The sequence below is a fragment of the Streptomyces sp. NPDC111744 genome (assembly GCF_055634995.1).
In genome coordinates this window covers 1-14,798 of the sequence record NZ_JBVKCG010000029.1, presented here as the reverse complement: position 1 = coordinate 14,798, position 14,798 = coordinate 1, and the positions used below count along the sequence as shown (strand labels likewise).

General features: G+C 72.2%; 14 protein-coding genes. 4 read left to right on the top strand and 10 right to left on the bottom strand.

Going from position 1 to position 14,798, the window contains the following annotated elements; all coding sequences use genetic code 11:
- Positions 1 to 22: 22 nt before the first annotated feature.
- From dnaK to ACZ7OO_RS38385, 6 genes are all read right to left on the bottom strand, one after another.
- The gene (gene dnaK, locus ACZ7OO_RS38410) at positions 23 to 1,873 is read right to left on the bottom strand and encodes a molecular chaperone DnaK (RefSeq protein ID WP_471512102.1); all 1,851 of its coding nucleotides are present in this window, start codon (positions 1,871 to 1,873) and stop codon (positions 23 to 25) included.
- A gap of 136 nt (positions 1,874 to 2,009) precedes the next feature.
- The gene (locus ACZ7OO_RS38405; protein ID WP_352224197.1) at positions 2,010 to 2,435 is read right to left on the bottom strand and encodes an OsmC family peroxiredoxin; all 426 of its coding nucleotides are present in this window, start codon (positions 2,433 to 2,435) and stop codon (positions 2,010 to 2,012) included.
- Between the two features lie 69 nt (positions 2,436 to 2,504).
- Entirely contained in the window at positions 2,505 to 4,328 is a 1,824-nt protein-coding gene (locus ACZ7OO_RS38400) for a vWA domain-containing protein (RefSeq protein WP_471512101.1), read from the bottom strand.
- Positions 4,325 to 5,386: an ATP-binding protein gene (locus ACZ7OO_RS38395; protein WP_471512100.1), complete on the bottom strand. Its 1,062-nt coding sequence runs from the start codon at positions 5,384 to 5,386 to the stop codon at positions 4,325 to 4,327. Before ACZ7OO_RS38395 ends, ACZ7OO_RS38400 begins: the two co-directional genes overlap by 4 nt.
- A gap of 450 nt (positions 5,387 to 5,836) precedes the next feature.
- A complete protein-coding gene (locus ACZ7OO_RS38390; RefSeq protein ID WP_471512099.1) occupies positions 5,837 to 7,921 on the bottom strand; it encodes a phage holin family protein in 2,085 nt (694 codons plus the stop codon).
- Between the two features lie 71 nt (positions 7,922 to 7,992).
- The gene (locus ACZ7OO_RS38385; RefSeq protein ID WP_471512098.1) at positions 7,993 to 8,424 is read right to left on the bottom strand and encodes a hypothetical protein; all 432 of its coding nucleotides are present in this window, start codon (positions 8,422 to 8,424) and stop codon (positions 7,993 to 7,995) included.
- A gap of 85 nt (positions 8,425 to 8,509) precedes the next feature.
- Here ACZ7OO_RS38385 and ACZ7OO_RS38380 point away from each other — a divergent pair, with 85 nt between their 5' ends.
- Both ACZ7OO_RS38380 and ACZ7OO_RS38375 read left to right on the top strand, forming a co-directional pair.
- Entirely contained in the window at positions 8,510 to 9,283 is a 774-nt protein-coding gene (locus tag ACZ7OO_RS38380; RefSeq protein WP_471512097.1) for an MBL fold metallo-hydrolase, read from the top strand.
- A gap of 14 nt (positions 9,284 to 9,297) precedes the next feature.
- Positions 9,298 to 9,930 carry a DedA family protein gene (locus ACZ7OO_RS38375; protein ID WP_471512163.1) on the top strand — a complete coding sequence of 211 codons (633 nt, stop codon included), beginning with the start codon at positions 9,298 to 9,300 and terminating at the stop codon, positions 9,928 to 9,930.
- A 21-nt stretch (positions 9,931 to 9,951) separates the two neighbouring features.
- Here ACZ7OO_RS38375 and ACZ7OO_RS38370 read toward each other — a convergent pair whose 3' ends face one another.
- From ACZ7OO_RS38370 to ACZ7OO_RS38360, 3 genes are all read right to left on the bottom strand, one after another.
- Complete coding sequence (locus ACZ7OO_RS38370; RefSeq protein ID WP_471512096.1) at positions 9,952 to 11,058, bottom strand: MBL fold metallo-hydrolase; 1,107 nt, start codon at positions 11,056 to 11,058, stop codon at positions 9,952 to 9,954.
- Positions 11,055 to 12,335, bottom strand: a complete 1,281-nt coding sequence (locus ACZ7OO_RS38365) for an aminotransferase class I/II-fold pyridoxal phosphate-dependent enzyme (RefSeq protein ID WP_471512095.1) — start codon at positions 12,333 to 12,335, stop codon at positions 11,055 to 11,057. Before ACZ7OO_RS38365 ends, ACZ7OO_RS38370 begins: the two co-directional genes overlap by 4 nt.
- A gap of 115 nt (positions 12,336 to 12,450) precedes the next feature.
- The gene (locus tag ACZ7OO_RS38360) at positions 12,451 to 13,173 is read right to left on the bottom strand and encodes a hypothetical protein (RefSeq protein ID WP_471512094.1); all 723 of its coding nucleotides are present in this window, start codon (positions 13,171 to 13,173) and stop codon (positions 12,451 to 12,453) included.
- Between the two features lie 209 nt (positions 13,174 to 13,382).
- Between ACZ7OO_RS38360 and ACZ7OO_RS38355 the strand changes: the two genes are divergently transcribed.
- Positions 13,383 to 13,763 carry a DUF2795 domain-containing protein gene (locus ACZ7OO_RS38355; protein WP_471512093.1) on the top strand — a complete coding sequence of 127 codons (381 nt, stop codon included), beginning with the start codon at positions 13,383 to 13,385 and terminating at the stop codon, positions 13,761 to 13,763.
- Positions 13,764 to 13,807: 44 nt separating this feature from the next.
- Positions 13,808 to 14,344, top strand: a complete 537-nt coding sequence (locus ACZ7OO_RS38350) for a type 1 glutamine amidotransferase domain-containing protein (protein WP_471512092.1) — start codon at positions 13,808 to 13,810, stop codon at positions 14,342 to 14,344.
- A gap of 14 nt (positions 14,345 to 14,358) precedes the next feature.
- On the opposite strand, the gene ACZ7OO_RS38345 is transcribed toward ACZ7OO_RS38350, so the two are convergent.
- A complete protein-coding gene (locus ACZ7OO_RS38345; RefSeq protein ID WP_352224207.1) occupies positions 14,359 to 14,616 on the bottom strand; it encodes a DUF6158 family protein in 258 nt (85 codons plus the stop codon).
- Between the last annotated feature and the right edge of the window lie 182 nt (positions 14,617 to 14,798).

The window sequence follows — 14,798 nt, the reverse complement described above, 5'->3', positions numbered from 1 at the left end:
GGGGCCCCTGCCCCGCATCGCCTCACCCGGTCGCGCCCCGCTCGTCGTCCACGATCTCCGCGTCCACCACTGCCTCTTCGTCGGCCTCGGGCGGGCGCTGCTCTTCGGTCGTCGAGCCGCCGGAGGCACCCGCGTACATGGCCTGGCCCATCCGCTGACTGACGCTTGCCAGTTTCTCGACGCCCTGCCGTAGCTCCGCGGTGTCGGCGTTCCGTTCCAGCAGCGCCTTCAGTTCGGTGATCGCCGACTCCACGTCGGTCTTCGTGTCGCCCGGCACCCGCTCCTCGTTGTCCCGGATGAACTTCTCGGTCTGGTAGACGAGTTGCTCTGCCTGGTTGCGGGTCTCGGCGGCCTCGCGGCGATTGCGGTCCTCCTCGGCGTACTGCTCGGCCTCCCGCATCATGCGGTCGATGTCGTCCTTGGGGAGGGCGGAGCCGCCGGTCACGGTCATCTTCTGCTCACGGCCGGTCGCCAGGTCCTTCGCCGAGACGTGCATGATCCCGTTCGCGTCGATGTCGAAGGCGACCTCGATCTGCGGTACGCCGCGCGGTGCCGGCGGCAGGCCGGTGAGGTCGAAGACGCCGAGCTTCTTGTTGTAGGCGGCGATCTCCCGTTCGCCCTGGTAGACCTGGATGCCGACCGAGGGCTGGTTGTCGGCGGCGGTCGTGAAGATCTCCGCACGCCGGGTCGGGATCGTGGTGTTGCGCTCGATCAGCTTGGTCATGATGCCGCCCTTGGTCTCGATGCCCAGGGACAGCGGGGTGACGTCGAGGAGCAGGACGTCCTTCACGTCGCCGCGGATGACGCCCGCCTGGAGAGCCGCGCCGACTGCGACCACCTCGTCCGGGTTGACGCCCTTGTGCGGGTCCTTGCCGGTGAGTTCCTTGACCAGGTCGGTGACGGCGGGCATCCGGGTCGAGCCGCCGACCAGGATCACATGGTCGATCGCGGACAGCTCCACGCCCGCGTCCTTGACGGCCTGGTGGAAGGGCTTCTTGCAGCGGTCCAGCAAGTCCGCGGTCAGCTCCTGGAACTGAGCCCGCGTCAGCTTCTCGTCCAGATGCAGCGGGCCCTCGGCGGAGGCCGTGATGTACGGCAGATTGATCGAGGTCTCCGTGGACGAGGACAGCTCGATCTTCGCCTTCTCGGCTCCCTCGCGGAGCCGTTGCAGGGCCATCCTGTCGTTGCCGAGATCGATGCCGTACTGCCCCTTGAAGCGTTTGACCAGGTGCTCGACGATCCGCTGGTCCCAGTCGTCGCCGCCCAGGTGCGTGTCGCCGTTGGTGGCCTTCACCTCGATCACACCGTCGCCGATCTCAAGGAGGGAGACGTCGAAAGTTCCGCCCCCGAGGTCGAAGACGAGGACCGTCTGCTCCTCGCCCCGGTCGAGGCCGTAGGCGAGCGCCGCGGCGGTCGGCTCGTTGATGATCCTCAGCACCTTCAGACCGGCGATCTCCCCGGCCTCCTTGGTGGCCTGCCGCTGGGAGTCGTCGAAATAGGCGGGTACGGTGATCACCGCGTCGGTGACGTCCTCGCCGAGGTACGCCTCGGCATCCCGCTTCAGCTTCTGCAGCACCCGCGCCGACAGCTCCTGGGCCCGGTACCGCGTGCCGTCGACGCTCCCGCTCTCGGGGAACCGCCAGGCCCCGTCGCCCATGTGCCGCTTCACCGAGCGCGCGGTGCGGTCCACGTTGGTCACCGCCTGCCGCTTGGCGACCTCGCCGACCAGCACATCGCCGTTCTTCGCGAAGGCCACCACCGAGGGGGTGGTGCGCGCCCCCTCGGCGTTGGCCACGACGGTGGGCTCACCGCCCTCCAGCACGGCCACCACCGAGTTCGTCGTACCGAGGTCGATTCCGACCGCCCGTGCCATGTCCGTCCCCTTCCGCCCGGCCACTTCCCCGACTCCAGCACAAAACTTGAGCGGGCCGTTGTCAATGCCGGGTACCCCGTAAACGACGATGCCGCGCCCCCTTGACGGGGACGCGGCATCGGAAGGGCCACGACGGTCAGGCGAGCTTCGCGTCCAGGGTGATGGTGGTGCCGGCCAGGGCCTGGCTGACCGGGCAGTTCTTCTTGGCGTCCTCGGCGGCGGCCGCGAAGCCGGCCTCGTCCAGGCCGGGCACCGTGCCCTCGACGGTCAGGTGGATCCCAGTGATGCCCTCACCCGGCTGGAAGGTGACGTCGGCGTTGGTCACCAGCTTGGTGGGCGGGGTGCCGGCCCCGGCCAGGGCGTGCGAGAGGGCCATGGAGAAGCAGCTGGAGTGGGCACCGGCGATCAGCTCCTCCGGGCTGGTCTTGCCGTTCGCCTCCTGGGAACGGGAGGCCCATGTGACCGGCTGCTCGCCGATACCGGAGGAGTCGAAGGTGATGACACCGTTGCCCTCGAGGAGGTTGCCTTCCCAAACGGTGTGTGCGGTGCGCGTGGTGGCCACGGTTGTTCCTTTCGGCGTACGGGGGCGAGTGAACCGGTTTCGCTGCCTCCCATCCGATCACATCCTTGCTCACCGCACGCGGAAGACCGGCCCACGGGGAGTGAACGGCAGGCGACGGCCGTCGGGGACGAGGTACGCGTGCTCCCGCCGCACCCGCAGGACGTCGCACCAGCCGTCGGTGATCACCAGGACCGGTGCGTTCGGCGGGAAGTCGTCCGCGCGGTGCAACAGGTCGATACCGGGCTGGAGGACGGTACCGCCGCGGCCGTGCACCCGGACCCGCCCGGCGATCTCGGTCGTCGGCAGGTACCCGGCGTCGTGCGGGGCGGCGTCGCAGAACACGACACGGGCGGCCGGTACGTCACGGGCCTCGGCGTAGGAGGCGATCGCGCCGAGGGCCTTGCCGAGCAGGGTGCGGTCCATGGAGCCGGAGGTGTCCAGGACCACGCCGAAGGTGCAGCGGGCGACCTCCTCGGGCGGGAAGTACCGGCCGGCGCGCGGGATGTCCGGGGTGGACGACTGGCGGCGGGAGGGCCGGGCGTACGACCGTACGGCTTCCGGACGGGGCACGAACTCGTCGAACCAGCGGGCGAGTCGGGCGTCCCAGGGCAGCGGTGGATGGCTGAGCGCGCGGATCTCCTCGACCAGGCCGCCGGGCAGGAAACCGCGGCCCTGCGCCTGGTGCAGGTCGAGGCCCTGGCCAAGGCCCCGGCGGTAGAACTCGTCGAGGTCGACACAGGCACCGGGCGGCCCGATCGGCGCGCCCAGGACATCGCCGCGTCCCTTGCCCCGCAGAGTGGCGAGGCGCCGCATCCGGCGCAGGTCGACGGCGATCCGGTCGTACACCTCCTCCGCCGACAGGTCTTTCAACTCCGGGTCGTGCAGCAGCCCTTCGGGCATGGTGCCGACCCGCATCTCGACCAGCCAGCCGTTGATGACGTAGTCGCAGGCGATGTTGAAGAGGTAGGGGTCGCGGCCGCCGAGGCGGTCGCCGTGGCGCAGGGCGGCGTGCAGCATCTCGTGGGCGAGGACGAACCGCCATTCCTCGCCCTCCAGGGTGCGCAGCGGATTGACGTAGATCTCGCCCGCCTCGGGATTGACGGCGGCGATGGCGATGTCGTGGGCACGGGCCAGTTCGGCGTCGGCCACCAGCTTGATCCCGGCCGCGATACCGCCGAGCAGCGGATAGGAGGAGACGAACCAGCTCAGCCCTTGTTCCCACGGGCGCAGCGGAGTCGGCGGCCCGGTCATGGAGGTGCGGCGGCCGCCGGCCAGGTCCATCGCCCGGGACATGGTGCGGGTCAGCGCGTGCGCGAACCCGACCTGCCAGTCGGGGACCTGGCCCGCCCACTCGTTCCAGGGGAGGAGGAGCTGGTCGGGTTCGCCACCACTGGTGCCACCGCGCTCATAGACGGCCGGGACACTGCCGACGCGGCGCCAGCCGGCGGCGAGCCGTTCCTCGTCACCCCCCGGGTAGGACGCCGGCAGATGGTCCGGTGCCTCGCCGACCGGGAAGGTCTGCAGGAAGCGGTTGACGACGGTGCAGCGGGCGGCGAGGTCGTAACGGTCGGGCTGGGTGCGCGGTCCGGTGGCGGCGGGCAGGTGGCCGAAGCCCAGATGGATGGTGCAGTGCGCCAACGCCCAGGCCCACTCGGCGGGTTCGGCGCGCCGGGTGGCGTGGGCGTGCAGCACACCGTCGGAGTCGGCCCGGACGAGGCCTTCGTGGGGCGCCAGTTCGCAGTTCTCGTGCCGGCAGATGGTGAACTCGACGGCGCGCAGGGCAGGGTTGGCGCGCAGCAGCTCGACCCCGGCCGCGAAGTTCTCCGCGGCGGGGTCCTTCTTCTGCTCCTTCTTCTGCTCCTTCTTCTGTTCCTTGCGGCCGCCACGGCTCATCGTCGGGCCTCCACCAGCCGGGGCATGTCCCGGGCGGCCTCGATCAGGAACCAGGCGGGCAGCACGGGGTTGCCGTCGGTGCCGGAGGCGATGACGGTCTGGGCGACCTCGACGGAGATCTCGGCGAGCTGCACCAGCAGCGACTTGGCGCGGTACGCGGTCTGCCGGCCGTTCGCCGACATGTGCTCCTTGTCGACGGGCAGTTCCTTGACCAGCCGTCCCCGGAACGACTCGGCCAGGTAGTAGAGCAGGTCGCGGTCCTCGATCCGGTGCGGCCAGCCGGCCTCCCCCTTGAGGATCGCCTCGATCCCGAACCGGCTGCGCACGATCTTGACGTATCCGCAGAAGGCGGTGGCGTGGGGCGGGGTGAGCGTGCCGTGCGCGAGGACCTTCAGGGTCTCCTCGTCGAGGTCGCGCCCGAAGGAGTGCAGGGCGTCGGAGAGCATGTGCCAGGAGCGCGGGGTGGAGAACGGCTCCTCGGTCTTCGGCGGCTTGGACCACAGATGGTCGGGCCGGTCGGTGAGGTGGTCCAGGATCCACGGGTGGATGCCGTTGCCCGCGGCCCAGGCGAGCCAGTCGTGCGCGGAGGCCTCCAGGTGGACGTGGGCGAGCCGGTTGACCAGCGCGGAGGCGATGGGCCGGGCGAGGGCGTTGTCGGTGGCCCGGTTGCCGGCGCCGATGACGATCGATCCCTTCGGCAGCTCGTAGTTGCCGATCCGGCGGTCGAGAATCAGCGAGTAGAACGCCTTCTGCACATCCGGGGTGGCCGCGTTCAGCTCGTCCAGGAAGAGACAGTACGGCTCGTCCCGGGCGATCGCCTCGGGCGGGCAGAACACCGACCGCCCGTCACGGATCTGCGGGACGCCGATCAGGTCCTCGGGCGCGAGCTGCGTACCGAGCAGACTCACACACTCCAGCCCCAGAGATTCGGCGAACTCCCTCACCAGGGAGGACTTCCCGATACCGGGAGCGCCCCAGAGGAAGACCGGCCGGACGGTGGCGAGGCCGAGGAGGAGTTCGGGGAGGCGGGCGGGGGTGACGGTGACGGCTGCCTGCAAAGGGTGGGCTCCTGAGGAGTCTTCGAGGAGGTGACGATTACCTCCGACTCGAACAGTGTGTGCCGGGAGCCGGGCGGACGCAGCCGATTTTTCACGGGTCGGCCTGAGGCGCCCCTCCAGGGGGGCGCGGGGCAGCGTCCATATGCGGTTTCGCGGTGTGGGCAGTTCCGGCGCGTGGGCGCTGCCGCCGCGTGGGCGCTGCCACCGCGTGGGCGCAGCCACCGCGTGGGCGCAGCCACCGCGTGGGCGCAGCCACCGCGTGGGCGCTGCCGCCGCGTGGGCGCAGCCACCGCCAGAGCGGCACCACCGCGTGGGCGCAGCCACCGCGAGAGCCGCACCACCGCCAGAGCCGCACCACCGCCAGAGCCGCACCACCGCCAGAGCCGCACCACCGCCAGAGCCGCACCACCGCGTGTGCACGCCCACCCACACCGTTCCGCAGCCAACCCCCTACGCGGCCTGCCCCTCCTCCGCGGCCCTCTCCGCCTGCCCCGCAGACAACGGAACCTGCGGCCCATCGGCCTCCCGAAGCCACCGCCGCAGCACCCCGTGGACGGCCTCTGCCCCCACAAGGTCCTCGCCCTCCTCCACCGCTGCCGAAACGCACACCGGCGACAACAGGAACGGTCTCCCCTGAGCGCCCCCCAGCCCCCCGTGCGACCCGATCTGCTCCTCGAACGCGAGGACCTCGCCGCCCTCCGGGTCGTACGACGAATTCACCATGATGTCCGCGGTGTGCGGGAACGAGTGCGTCCGCCGGACGGCGTCCGCCGCACCCGCGCCGAAGACGGCCAGCGGACCCGGATGCCCGTCGAGCCGGTCGAGGGGTATCTCCGCGCCGTACGCACCGAGCACGACCCCGCCGTGCTTTTCGCTGCGCACCAGCAGAAACCCGATGCCGGGGTGGTTGGCGAGGATGGTGAGCAGTGCGGGGTACCGGGCGTCGATCTCCTCCTTGGTCATGCGGTGCGGCATCTCCGGGAAGGAGACCAGGCCGAGGTTGCCGGAGGCGAGGACGACCGGTTCCGAGTGCCGGGTGGGCCGGTGCTTCTCGCCGCCTTCCTCGACCGGTCTGCGCAGGGCCGCGCGGACGGCGGCGCGGGCCTCGGTGCCACTGTGAGTACGCTCGGCGCGACGCGGCACGTGCCGTCCGCAGCCGGCCCGGACCAGGTCGCCGAGGGTGAGGCCGTAGCGGCTGTGGAAGGTCTCGCCGGGGCTCTGCCCGTGGTCGGAGAGGACGACGATCCGGTACTGCCGCGGAGCGTGCTCGGCGACCTTCTCGATCAGCGCGAGGGCACGGTCGAGGCGTTGCAGCACCCCCTCGGCGTCGCGGCTGTGCGGCCCGGAGTGGTGGGCGACCTCGTCGTAGGCGACGAGGTCGGCGTAGACGGCGGTGCGGCCGGCGAGCAGGTCGCCCATGACCGCGGCGACGACGACGTCCCGTTCGACGACGGTGGCGAAGGCGCGGACGAAGGGGTAGAGGCCGCCGCGTTTGACGCGTGGCCGCTGCCTGCGCATCCGGGCCGCCGTCGACTGGCCGATCTCGCGGCCGACCTCGGCGAAGAAGGAGAGGGCGGTGCGGACCGCGTTGGCCGGGTCGGAGAAGTAGGCGAAGTAACCGGCGCGGGATCGGTTCTCCCGGCCTCGGCGGCGGGTCGCTATGGACAGCACAAGGGCCTGCTCGTCGGCGCCGCCACTGAAGAGGTTGCCGCGGCTGGCGCCGTCCAGGGTGAGCAGTCCCCCGTCGGCGGTGCGCTCGATGGCACGGCGCTGGAGTTCGGCGGCGCTGGTCGGCCGGTTGCAGACCGTCACCTCCCGGCTGTCCTTCTCGTACCAGCGGAAGGCCGGGACGTCGAAGTTCGAGCCGTGCAGGATGCCGAGCTGGCTTGCGCCGGTCTGACTGGACCAGTCGGTGCGCCAGGGGTTGAGCCGGTGGGTGGTGTCCAGCCAGGCGGCGACCGTCGGCATCAGGCCCTTGGCGACGGCTGCGGTGAGGATGTCATGGCCGACGCCGTCGAGCTGGAGGAAGACGGTGCCGGGGGTGGCCGGGCAGGGCGGGTGGGAAAGGCGGCGGCGGGTGGCGAGGCGGGAGAGCCGGCGCCGGTAGGCGTCGTCGTCACGGACGGCGAGGGCACCGCCGGTGGCGGAGGCGACGGCGGACATCACGGCGGCCACGATCACGGCGGTCTCCGGGGCGGCCTCGCTCTGCCCGGAGGGATTGATGCGCAGGGCGACGAGGAGGAGGGAGCCGTTGAGGAAGAAGACGAGCAGGCCGAGGACGAGTGCGGGCACGAGCAGCAGCAGTCGTACCATCAGGGGCCATACGACGGCCGACAGGACACCGAAGGCGCCGGCGCCCAGGGCCGCGGTCATGGCGATCCGGGTGGCGCTGTCACCGTCGGCGGACTGGAGCTGGAAGTCGGGCAGGATTCCGGCGAGCACCAGCATGGTGACGGTGGACACCGCCCACACCACGACGCTCCGTCCGAGCTGACTGACGACCCGCCGCCACCGCACGCCCCACCGACCTCGCATCCGCGACCCGCGTCGGCCGCGGGTCTGCTGCCGTCAACACTGTCATACGGCCCTGGGGTGCGAGCGGGCGCTCACCTCCCGTCGTACCCCGCCGTCGGCATCGACAGTCTCCGGTGGACCCGCGCCTTCATCTGGGTGTCGTAGCAGGGTTCGGCCCGCCCCACCGTCTCCACCCGCACCCCGCGTCTCGCGCACTCCGCCGTGAAGTCCTCAACCGAGGACAGCGCGGTCTCCAGGACCCGTCTGCTCGGTGCGACGAAGATGTCGAGGCCGGGGCGGACACCCGCCCACAGGGCGCTGTGGTCGTGGCGCAGTCCGCGGACCAGGAGTTCGCGGGCGATGACGTAGCCGTGTTCCACGGCCCAGCGGGCACACATCGCGTGCTGGCTGCGGGAGTCGACCAGGAAGGGGTCGATCTCCAGTTCCTCCAGGGGCGTCAGACTCGCGATGGCGGTCACCCGCACCGGCGCGAACCCGCCGTAGGCACCTCGCACCTGTCCCATGGCGTCCCCCTCACCTCCGGGTTTCGCCGCCGACCCTACTCCTGCACGTAGGCTTCGGGGAGTCGCGCGAAGGAGGCAAAGAGAGGTGCCGGTGGAGATCACCTGGTGGGGTCACGCCACCTGCACGATCGAGGATTCGGGCATACGACTGCTCACCGATCCTCTGTTCGCGCGCCGGCTCGCGCATCTGCGCCGGCGGCGGGGCGCCCCGCCGCCGGCCGAGGCCCGTCGTGCGGACCTCGTGCTCGTCTCCCATCTGCACGCCGACCACCTGCACGTCCCCTCGCTGGCCGGGCTCGCCCCGGGCACGCGCCTCCTTGTACCCCGGGGCGCACCACGCGCGGTGCCCGCGCTCCGCCGGCTCCGGCAGCTGCGGATCACCGAGGTCGGTGTCGGGGACGAGATATCCGTCGGCCCCCTCCTCGTACGGGCCGTGCCCGCGCGGCACGACGGCCGCCGGCTGCCGGTCGGCCCGCACCGCTCCCCCGCCCTCGGATATGTCGTCGAGGGCGCGGCACGGACGTACTTCGCCGGGGACACCGGGCTGTTCGACGAGATGGCCGAGGCGGTCGGGCCGGTGGATGTGGCCCTGCTGCCGGTCGGCGGCTGGGGGCCCCACCTGGGCGAGGGGCATCTCGACGCCGGGCGGGCGGCGCGGGCGCTGGCCCGGCTGGCGCCGCGCAGCGCGGTGCCGGTGCACTACGGGACGTACTGGCCCATCGGCATGGACGGGGTGCGTCCGCACGAGTTCCACGCGCCCGGCGACGAGTTCGTGCGTCTCGCGGCGGAGTACGCGCCGCGGGTGGCGGTGCACAAGCTCGGTCACGGGGAGAGCGTGCGGCTGGAGGTCGCGCGGTGAGGCTGCTGGTGGTGATGGCGGCCGCCGCCGGTGCCACGGCAGCCACCTCCTCGACCTCGTCGACGGAGTCCACGCAGCAGGTGATCGGCTATCCGACGCTGTTTCTGCTGGTGCTGGTCGGGGCGCTGGTGCCGGTGGTGCCGACGGGGGCGCTGGTGAGTTCGGCGGCGGTGGTGGCCTTTCATCAGACGGCGCCGTTCGCGCTGGCGCTGGTGCTGGTGACGTCGTCGCTGGCCGCCTTCCTGGGGGACGCGGCGCTGTACTGGCTGGGGCGGCGCGGGATGCGGTCGAAGAACGGGTCGCGGTGGCTGGCGGCGATCCGGGCGCGGGCGCCGGAGGACCGGCTGGAGCAGGCGCAGGAGAAGTTGACCGGGCACGGGGTGATGGTGCTGGTGCTGTCGCGCCTGGTGCCGGCCGGGCGGATACCGGTGATGCTGGCATGTCTGCTGGCGGAGTGGCCGCTCAGACGGTTCGCGCGGGGCAATGCGCCGGCCTGTGTGGCATGGGCCGTGACCTATCAGTTGATCGGGATTCTCGGTGGGTCGTTGTTTCCGGAGCCGTGGGAGGGGGTTGTGCTGGCGGTCACGCTGACCGTGGTGATCAGCGCGACGCCGAGTGTGTGGCGGCGGGTTCGGTCTGCCGGGTGATGTCTCGCTGCGGGGTTTGAGTTACTGGGCGCTGTCCAGTGAGGCCCGCTCGAGAACCCTCGACCCTCCGACCGGCAGATCCCACAGGCACTCCCGGTCCAGGCCCGCCTTCTCCCAGGCCGTCCGTACCCGTGTCAAGGGCTCCAGGACCGGTTCCGCGGAGAGGATGAAGGTCCCCCAGTGCATGGGTGCCATCCGCCTCGCCCCCAGGTCCTCGGTCGCCCTGACCGCCTCCTCCGGGTCGAGGTGGACGTCGCTGAGCCACCAGCGGGGGTCGTAGGCGCCGATCGGCATCAGGGCCAGGTCGATACCCGGGTAGCGGCCGCCGATGCGGGAGAACCAGTGGCCGTAACCCGTGTCGCCGGCGAAGTAGACGTGCTGTCCGTCGGGGGCGGTGAGGACCCAGCCGCCCCAGAGGCTGTGGCAGGTGTCGGTGAGGGTGCGCTTGGACCAGTGGTGGGCGGGGACGAAGTCGAAGCGGACACCGAACAGTTCGGCCGCCTCCCACCAGTCCAGCTCGGTGACGGTCGTGAAGCGGCGGCGCCGGAACCAGCTGCCGAGGCCGGCCGGTACGAACACCGGGGTGTCGCGCGGGAGTCGGCGCAGGGTGGGGGCGTCCAGGTGGTCGTAGTGGTTGTGGCTGATGACGACCGCGTCGACGCGCGGCAGGGTCTCCCAGTCGACGCCGACCGGGGTGACCCGGGCCGGGGTGCCGATGATGCGGCGGGACCAGACGGGGTCGGTGAGCACGGTCAGGCCGCCGATCCGGACTACCCAACTGGCGTGTCCCGCCCAGGTGACGGCGACCGTGTCGGTGTCGACGCGGGGTAGCTGGCCCGGCTCGTAGGGCAGCCGGGGGATGTCGGCGAGGCCCTCGCGCCCGGGGCGCACGGAGCCTTCACGGGCGAACCGGGCCATGGCCTTGAGGCCGGGCAGGGGTGCGGTCAGACGGTCGTGGAATGTCCGCGGCCAGACCCGGAGTTCGCCCAGGGGGCGGGGTTCGGCGAGCGGGAACGAAGACGCGTAGGGAGTCGGGGCTGTGGGGGTGGTGGTGGCATCCCGGGTCATCAGGGCAGTCGTGTCGGCAGTCGTCGTGGTGGACCCTGACTCATGCGTCTGCTGCGTCATCGAGGAGGCTCCCATCGCTGAGCGTCGTCGCGGAGATCGTCGAGTACCGACCTCAAGGACATCAACGCGCGTTGCACGTGTGGCAGTTCCAACGGCGCGGGTGACGTGAGGCATTCCAGCCGTTCCTCGTCGGTGCCGCCCAGCAGTGGCCCGGTGGCGAGCCGGACGCGCAGCGCCTGGAGGTCGTCGCCGAAGCGGTGGCCGCCGGGCGCGGGCATTCCGAGCCGGTCGGTGAGGAAGTCCTCCAACTCCTGTGCGTCGCCGACCCCGTGGGCGCCGAGTGCGGCGCGCAGTGGTTCCAGGTCGGCGTACAGGTGACGGCCCGCTTGCGGCGGCCGGGCCAGGCCGCCGCCGGCGACCACCGCTGTGTGTGCGGCGGCGGCCACGCGCGCGTGCAGGCGTACGGCGGCCTCCCGGCGGCCGGTGACGGGCCCGGGCTCGTCGAGGGCGTAGCCGGCGGCGACCGCGACCGGTCCGGCGAGGCGGGCGCCGAGCGCGGTGAGAACGTCGAGCACGCGCGCGTGCAGGGCCGTACCGGTGTCCCCCTCGGGGAACCGGGCGACGGCGGCGGGCCAGCCGGCCGGCAACAGGGCGCCAGCCAGGTCGGTGACGACGGTGACCCGGTCCGGGAGCATCTCGGCGGGGCTGAGCAGCACGGTGGCGTCCGGGGCGTGCAGGGTGTCGCGCCAGGTCTCATCGCTGACCAGATGGAGTCCCTCGCCGGTCGCCGCCTCGACGGTCTCGTGCAGCAGTTCCGGCGGGGCGACGGTGGCGGTCGGGTCGTCGGCGACGGAGAGCACGAGGAGCCGCGGGTCACCGCCCTCCTCCCGGACCCGGCGCACGGTCTCCAGCAGCGCGTAGAGGTCGGGTACGCCCCCGGACTCGGCCGGAGTGGCCACGTGGAAGACGGGCCGGCCCAGGAGTCGGGCGTACGGCGCCCACCAGGAGGCGCAGGGGCGCGGCACCAGGACGTCGCCGCCGAGCGCGGCGGTGAGCGCCAGCAGGAGGGCAGGGGCGCCGGGGCCTGCGGTCACCCGGCCGGGCGTGACGGGCAGCCCGCGGCGCTCCCAGTAGCCGCAGGCCGCGTCGAGCAGCGCCGGACCGCCGCCGACGGGTTCCTCTCCGCCCCGGCTCGCGGCGGCGGCCAGCGCCGCGGAGAGCTCGGGCAGGACGGGCAGCCCGTCGTCGGGCAGCGGCGGCCCGTACCGGACGGGTCCGTGGCCCCGCGCGGGTGCGTCCCGGACCGGCTCCTGACCCTCGGAATCCGTCCGCCGCATGTCCGCCTCCGCGCAGTCCGTGGTGCCGTGTGCCGTCCGGTCCGGGCCGTGCTCTTCGTCTGGTGGCGCGTACGGTGCCGGAGTGGTCGCCCCGGGGTACCCGGTGGCGGTCGTCTCACCCGTCCGCGCGGGACCTTCCGCCGGCCAGCCGGTACACCGCGCCACCGCACGCGGCCGCGATCAGCACGCCGCCCGCGACCAGTGCGGGAACCGAGTCGGTGAAGGCGCCGCCCTCCCCGGCCTCCACCCCGTGCTCCACGGTCGGCGGATCGCAGGACGTGGCACCGCCGCGTGGCTCGTCACACGCGTGATCGTCCGCGCAGGAGCCGGAGGAGCCGAAGGAACGGGAGGAGCCGGAGGAAGCGCACTCGCGCCCGCCACCGCCGCACGACTTCTGCCCGGCGGAACAGGGCCGCTGGTCATTTCCCCCGGGCGCCGTGCCGACCCCGGCCTCTCCTCGGGAACCCGTGGCGTCGTCACCGTGGACAGCCGTGCCGTCGTCGCCCCAAGGGCCCGTGCCGTCGTCTCCCCGAGCGCCCGTGCCGTCGTCCCCCCGAGCGCCCGTACCGTCGTCGCCCCAAGGGCCCGTGGCATCGTCGCCGCGCGGGGCCGCGCCGCCGTCCCCGTGAGGAACCGCGCTGTCCCCACCGGGAACCATGCCGCCGCCCGGGGGCACCCCGCCCCCCTGGCTCGGTGCGACGGTGGAGTGTGTGCTCCAGGGGCGCGCGCTGCCGGGGCTCGCCTCGGCGGCGGGGCCGGCCGCGGCGGCCGTACCGGCGACGCCGAACGCGGCACCCGCCAGGACGGCGACGGACAGGGCGCGAGCGGTACGGCGCATGGGGTGGCTCCTCGGAAGTACGACTCCGGGGACACGCGGCTGGTGCCCCCGCAGCCATCACAGCCCGCCCCACGCCGTGCCGCGCGCGGCCGACCCCCATTCGCGGGACCCTCCCGCCCTTTCGGGTGACCTCAGGGGCCCGTTCCGGCGTGTCGGCCCCTCGTCACCGGGTACGCGTCCGGCACCCCCTGAAGCACCTGGAGGGAGATATGCAGCGAGGCAGTGACCGGCTGAGTGTTCATCGGGACGACGAGATGAAGCACGAGTTGCAGGGCCTGCTCAGGTCCGGGCATCCGACGCGCACCGAGGACTGGAACGACCCCGAGCCACCGGCCGATGACGATCCGGAGGTGTACCGCGCCCCGATGCAGCCGTGGACCAGTGAGCAGCCGTCACTGGCGACCGTACGGCTGGAACTGGCCCGGTCCCTGACCCGGCACGACTTCCCGGCGCAGCCGAGCGAACTGGCACGCGTGCTGCGCCGCGGCAACGCCCCCGACGCCCTCGTCCAGGGGGTGTCCCGACTGCCGCGTTCGACGCGCTACCGCAACCTGCTGGCGCTGGCCGAGGCCGTGGTCGGCGGGGAGTGAGCCGGGACGCCGGCACGGAAGCCAAGGAAGCAAGGGAGTGAATCATGCGTATCGCGTTTCTGACCGCGCCCGAGGGCGTCGAGCAGGTGGAGCTGACCGAGCCGTGGAAGGCGGTCTCCGACGCCGGGCACGAGCCGGTGCTGGTGTCGACGAAGCCGGGAGAGATCCAGGCCTTCGACCATCTCGACAAGGCGGACACGTTCCCCGTGGACGAGGTGGTCGCCGACACCTCGGCGGACTCGTTCGGGGCGCTGGTCCTGCCCGGCGGGGTCGCCAATCCGGACTTTCTGCGGATGGACGAGAAGGCCGTCGCGTTCGTGAAGAGCTTCTTCGAGGCGGGCCGGCCGGTCGCCGCGATCTGTCACGCCCCCTGGACGCTGGTGGAGGCCGATGTCGTGCGCGGCCGGACCCTGACGTCCTGGCCGAGCCTGCGGACCGACATCCGCAACGCCGGCGGCACCTGGGTCGACGAGCAGGCCAAGGTGTGCGAATCCGGGCCCAACACGCTGGTCACCAGCCGTAAGCCGGACGACCTCAAGGCGTTCTGCGAGGCCTTCCTCGACAGGCTCAGCGAGGCCTGAGAAGGACGTCGGCCTCAGCTCGCGGAGGCGCCCGGTGTGGTCGTCTCGGCGCAACTGCGCTCCCGGGCACCTTCCCGGGTGCGGCCGGCGGCGACGATGCGGCGCGGATTGCGGCGCAGATACTCGCCCTCCAGCTGAGCCATGCGCTCGTTGTGGGCGCGCAGTGCGTCGTTGGAGCCGTACAGCAGGGTGTCGTGGCGCGTCCGGTGGATGGTCTCCAGCTCCTTCATGAGCTGCTGGTCGTCCAGCCGGCTGGGGTCGACTCCGGTCATGGTGGTACCCCGCTCGTCGTGTCCGTCCCGGCGGTCCGGATCCCTGCATCCACTCTACGGAGGTCCGGGCTCCCGGGCCTGTCTAGGCCTAGTACTACAGGGCTAGATCTGGATCATCTGGAGCCTTAGCCGCCTTCGGAAATGGTGGCGTCGTGCCTCCGCCTGATGCGCGCGCCGCCAGA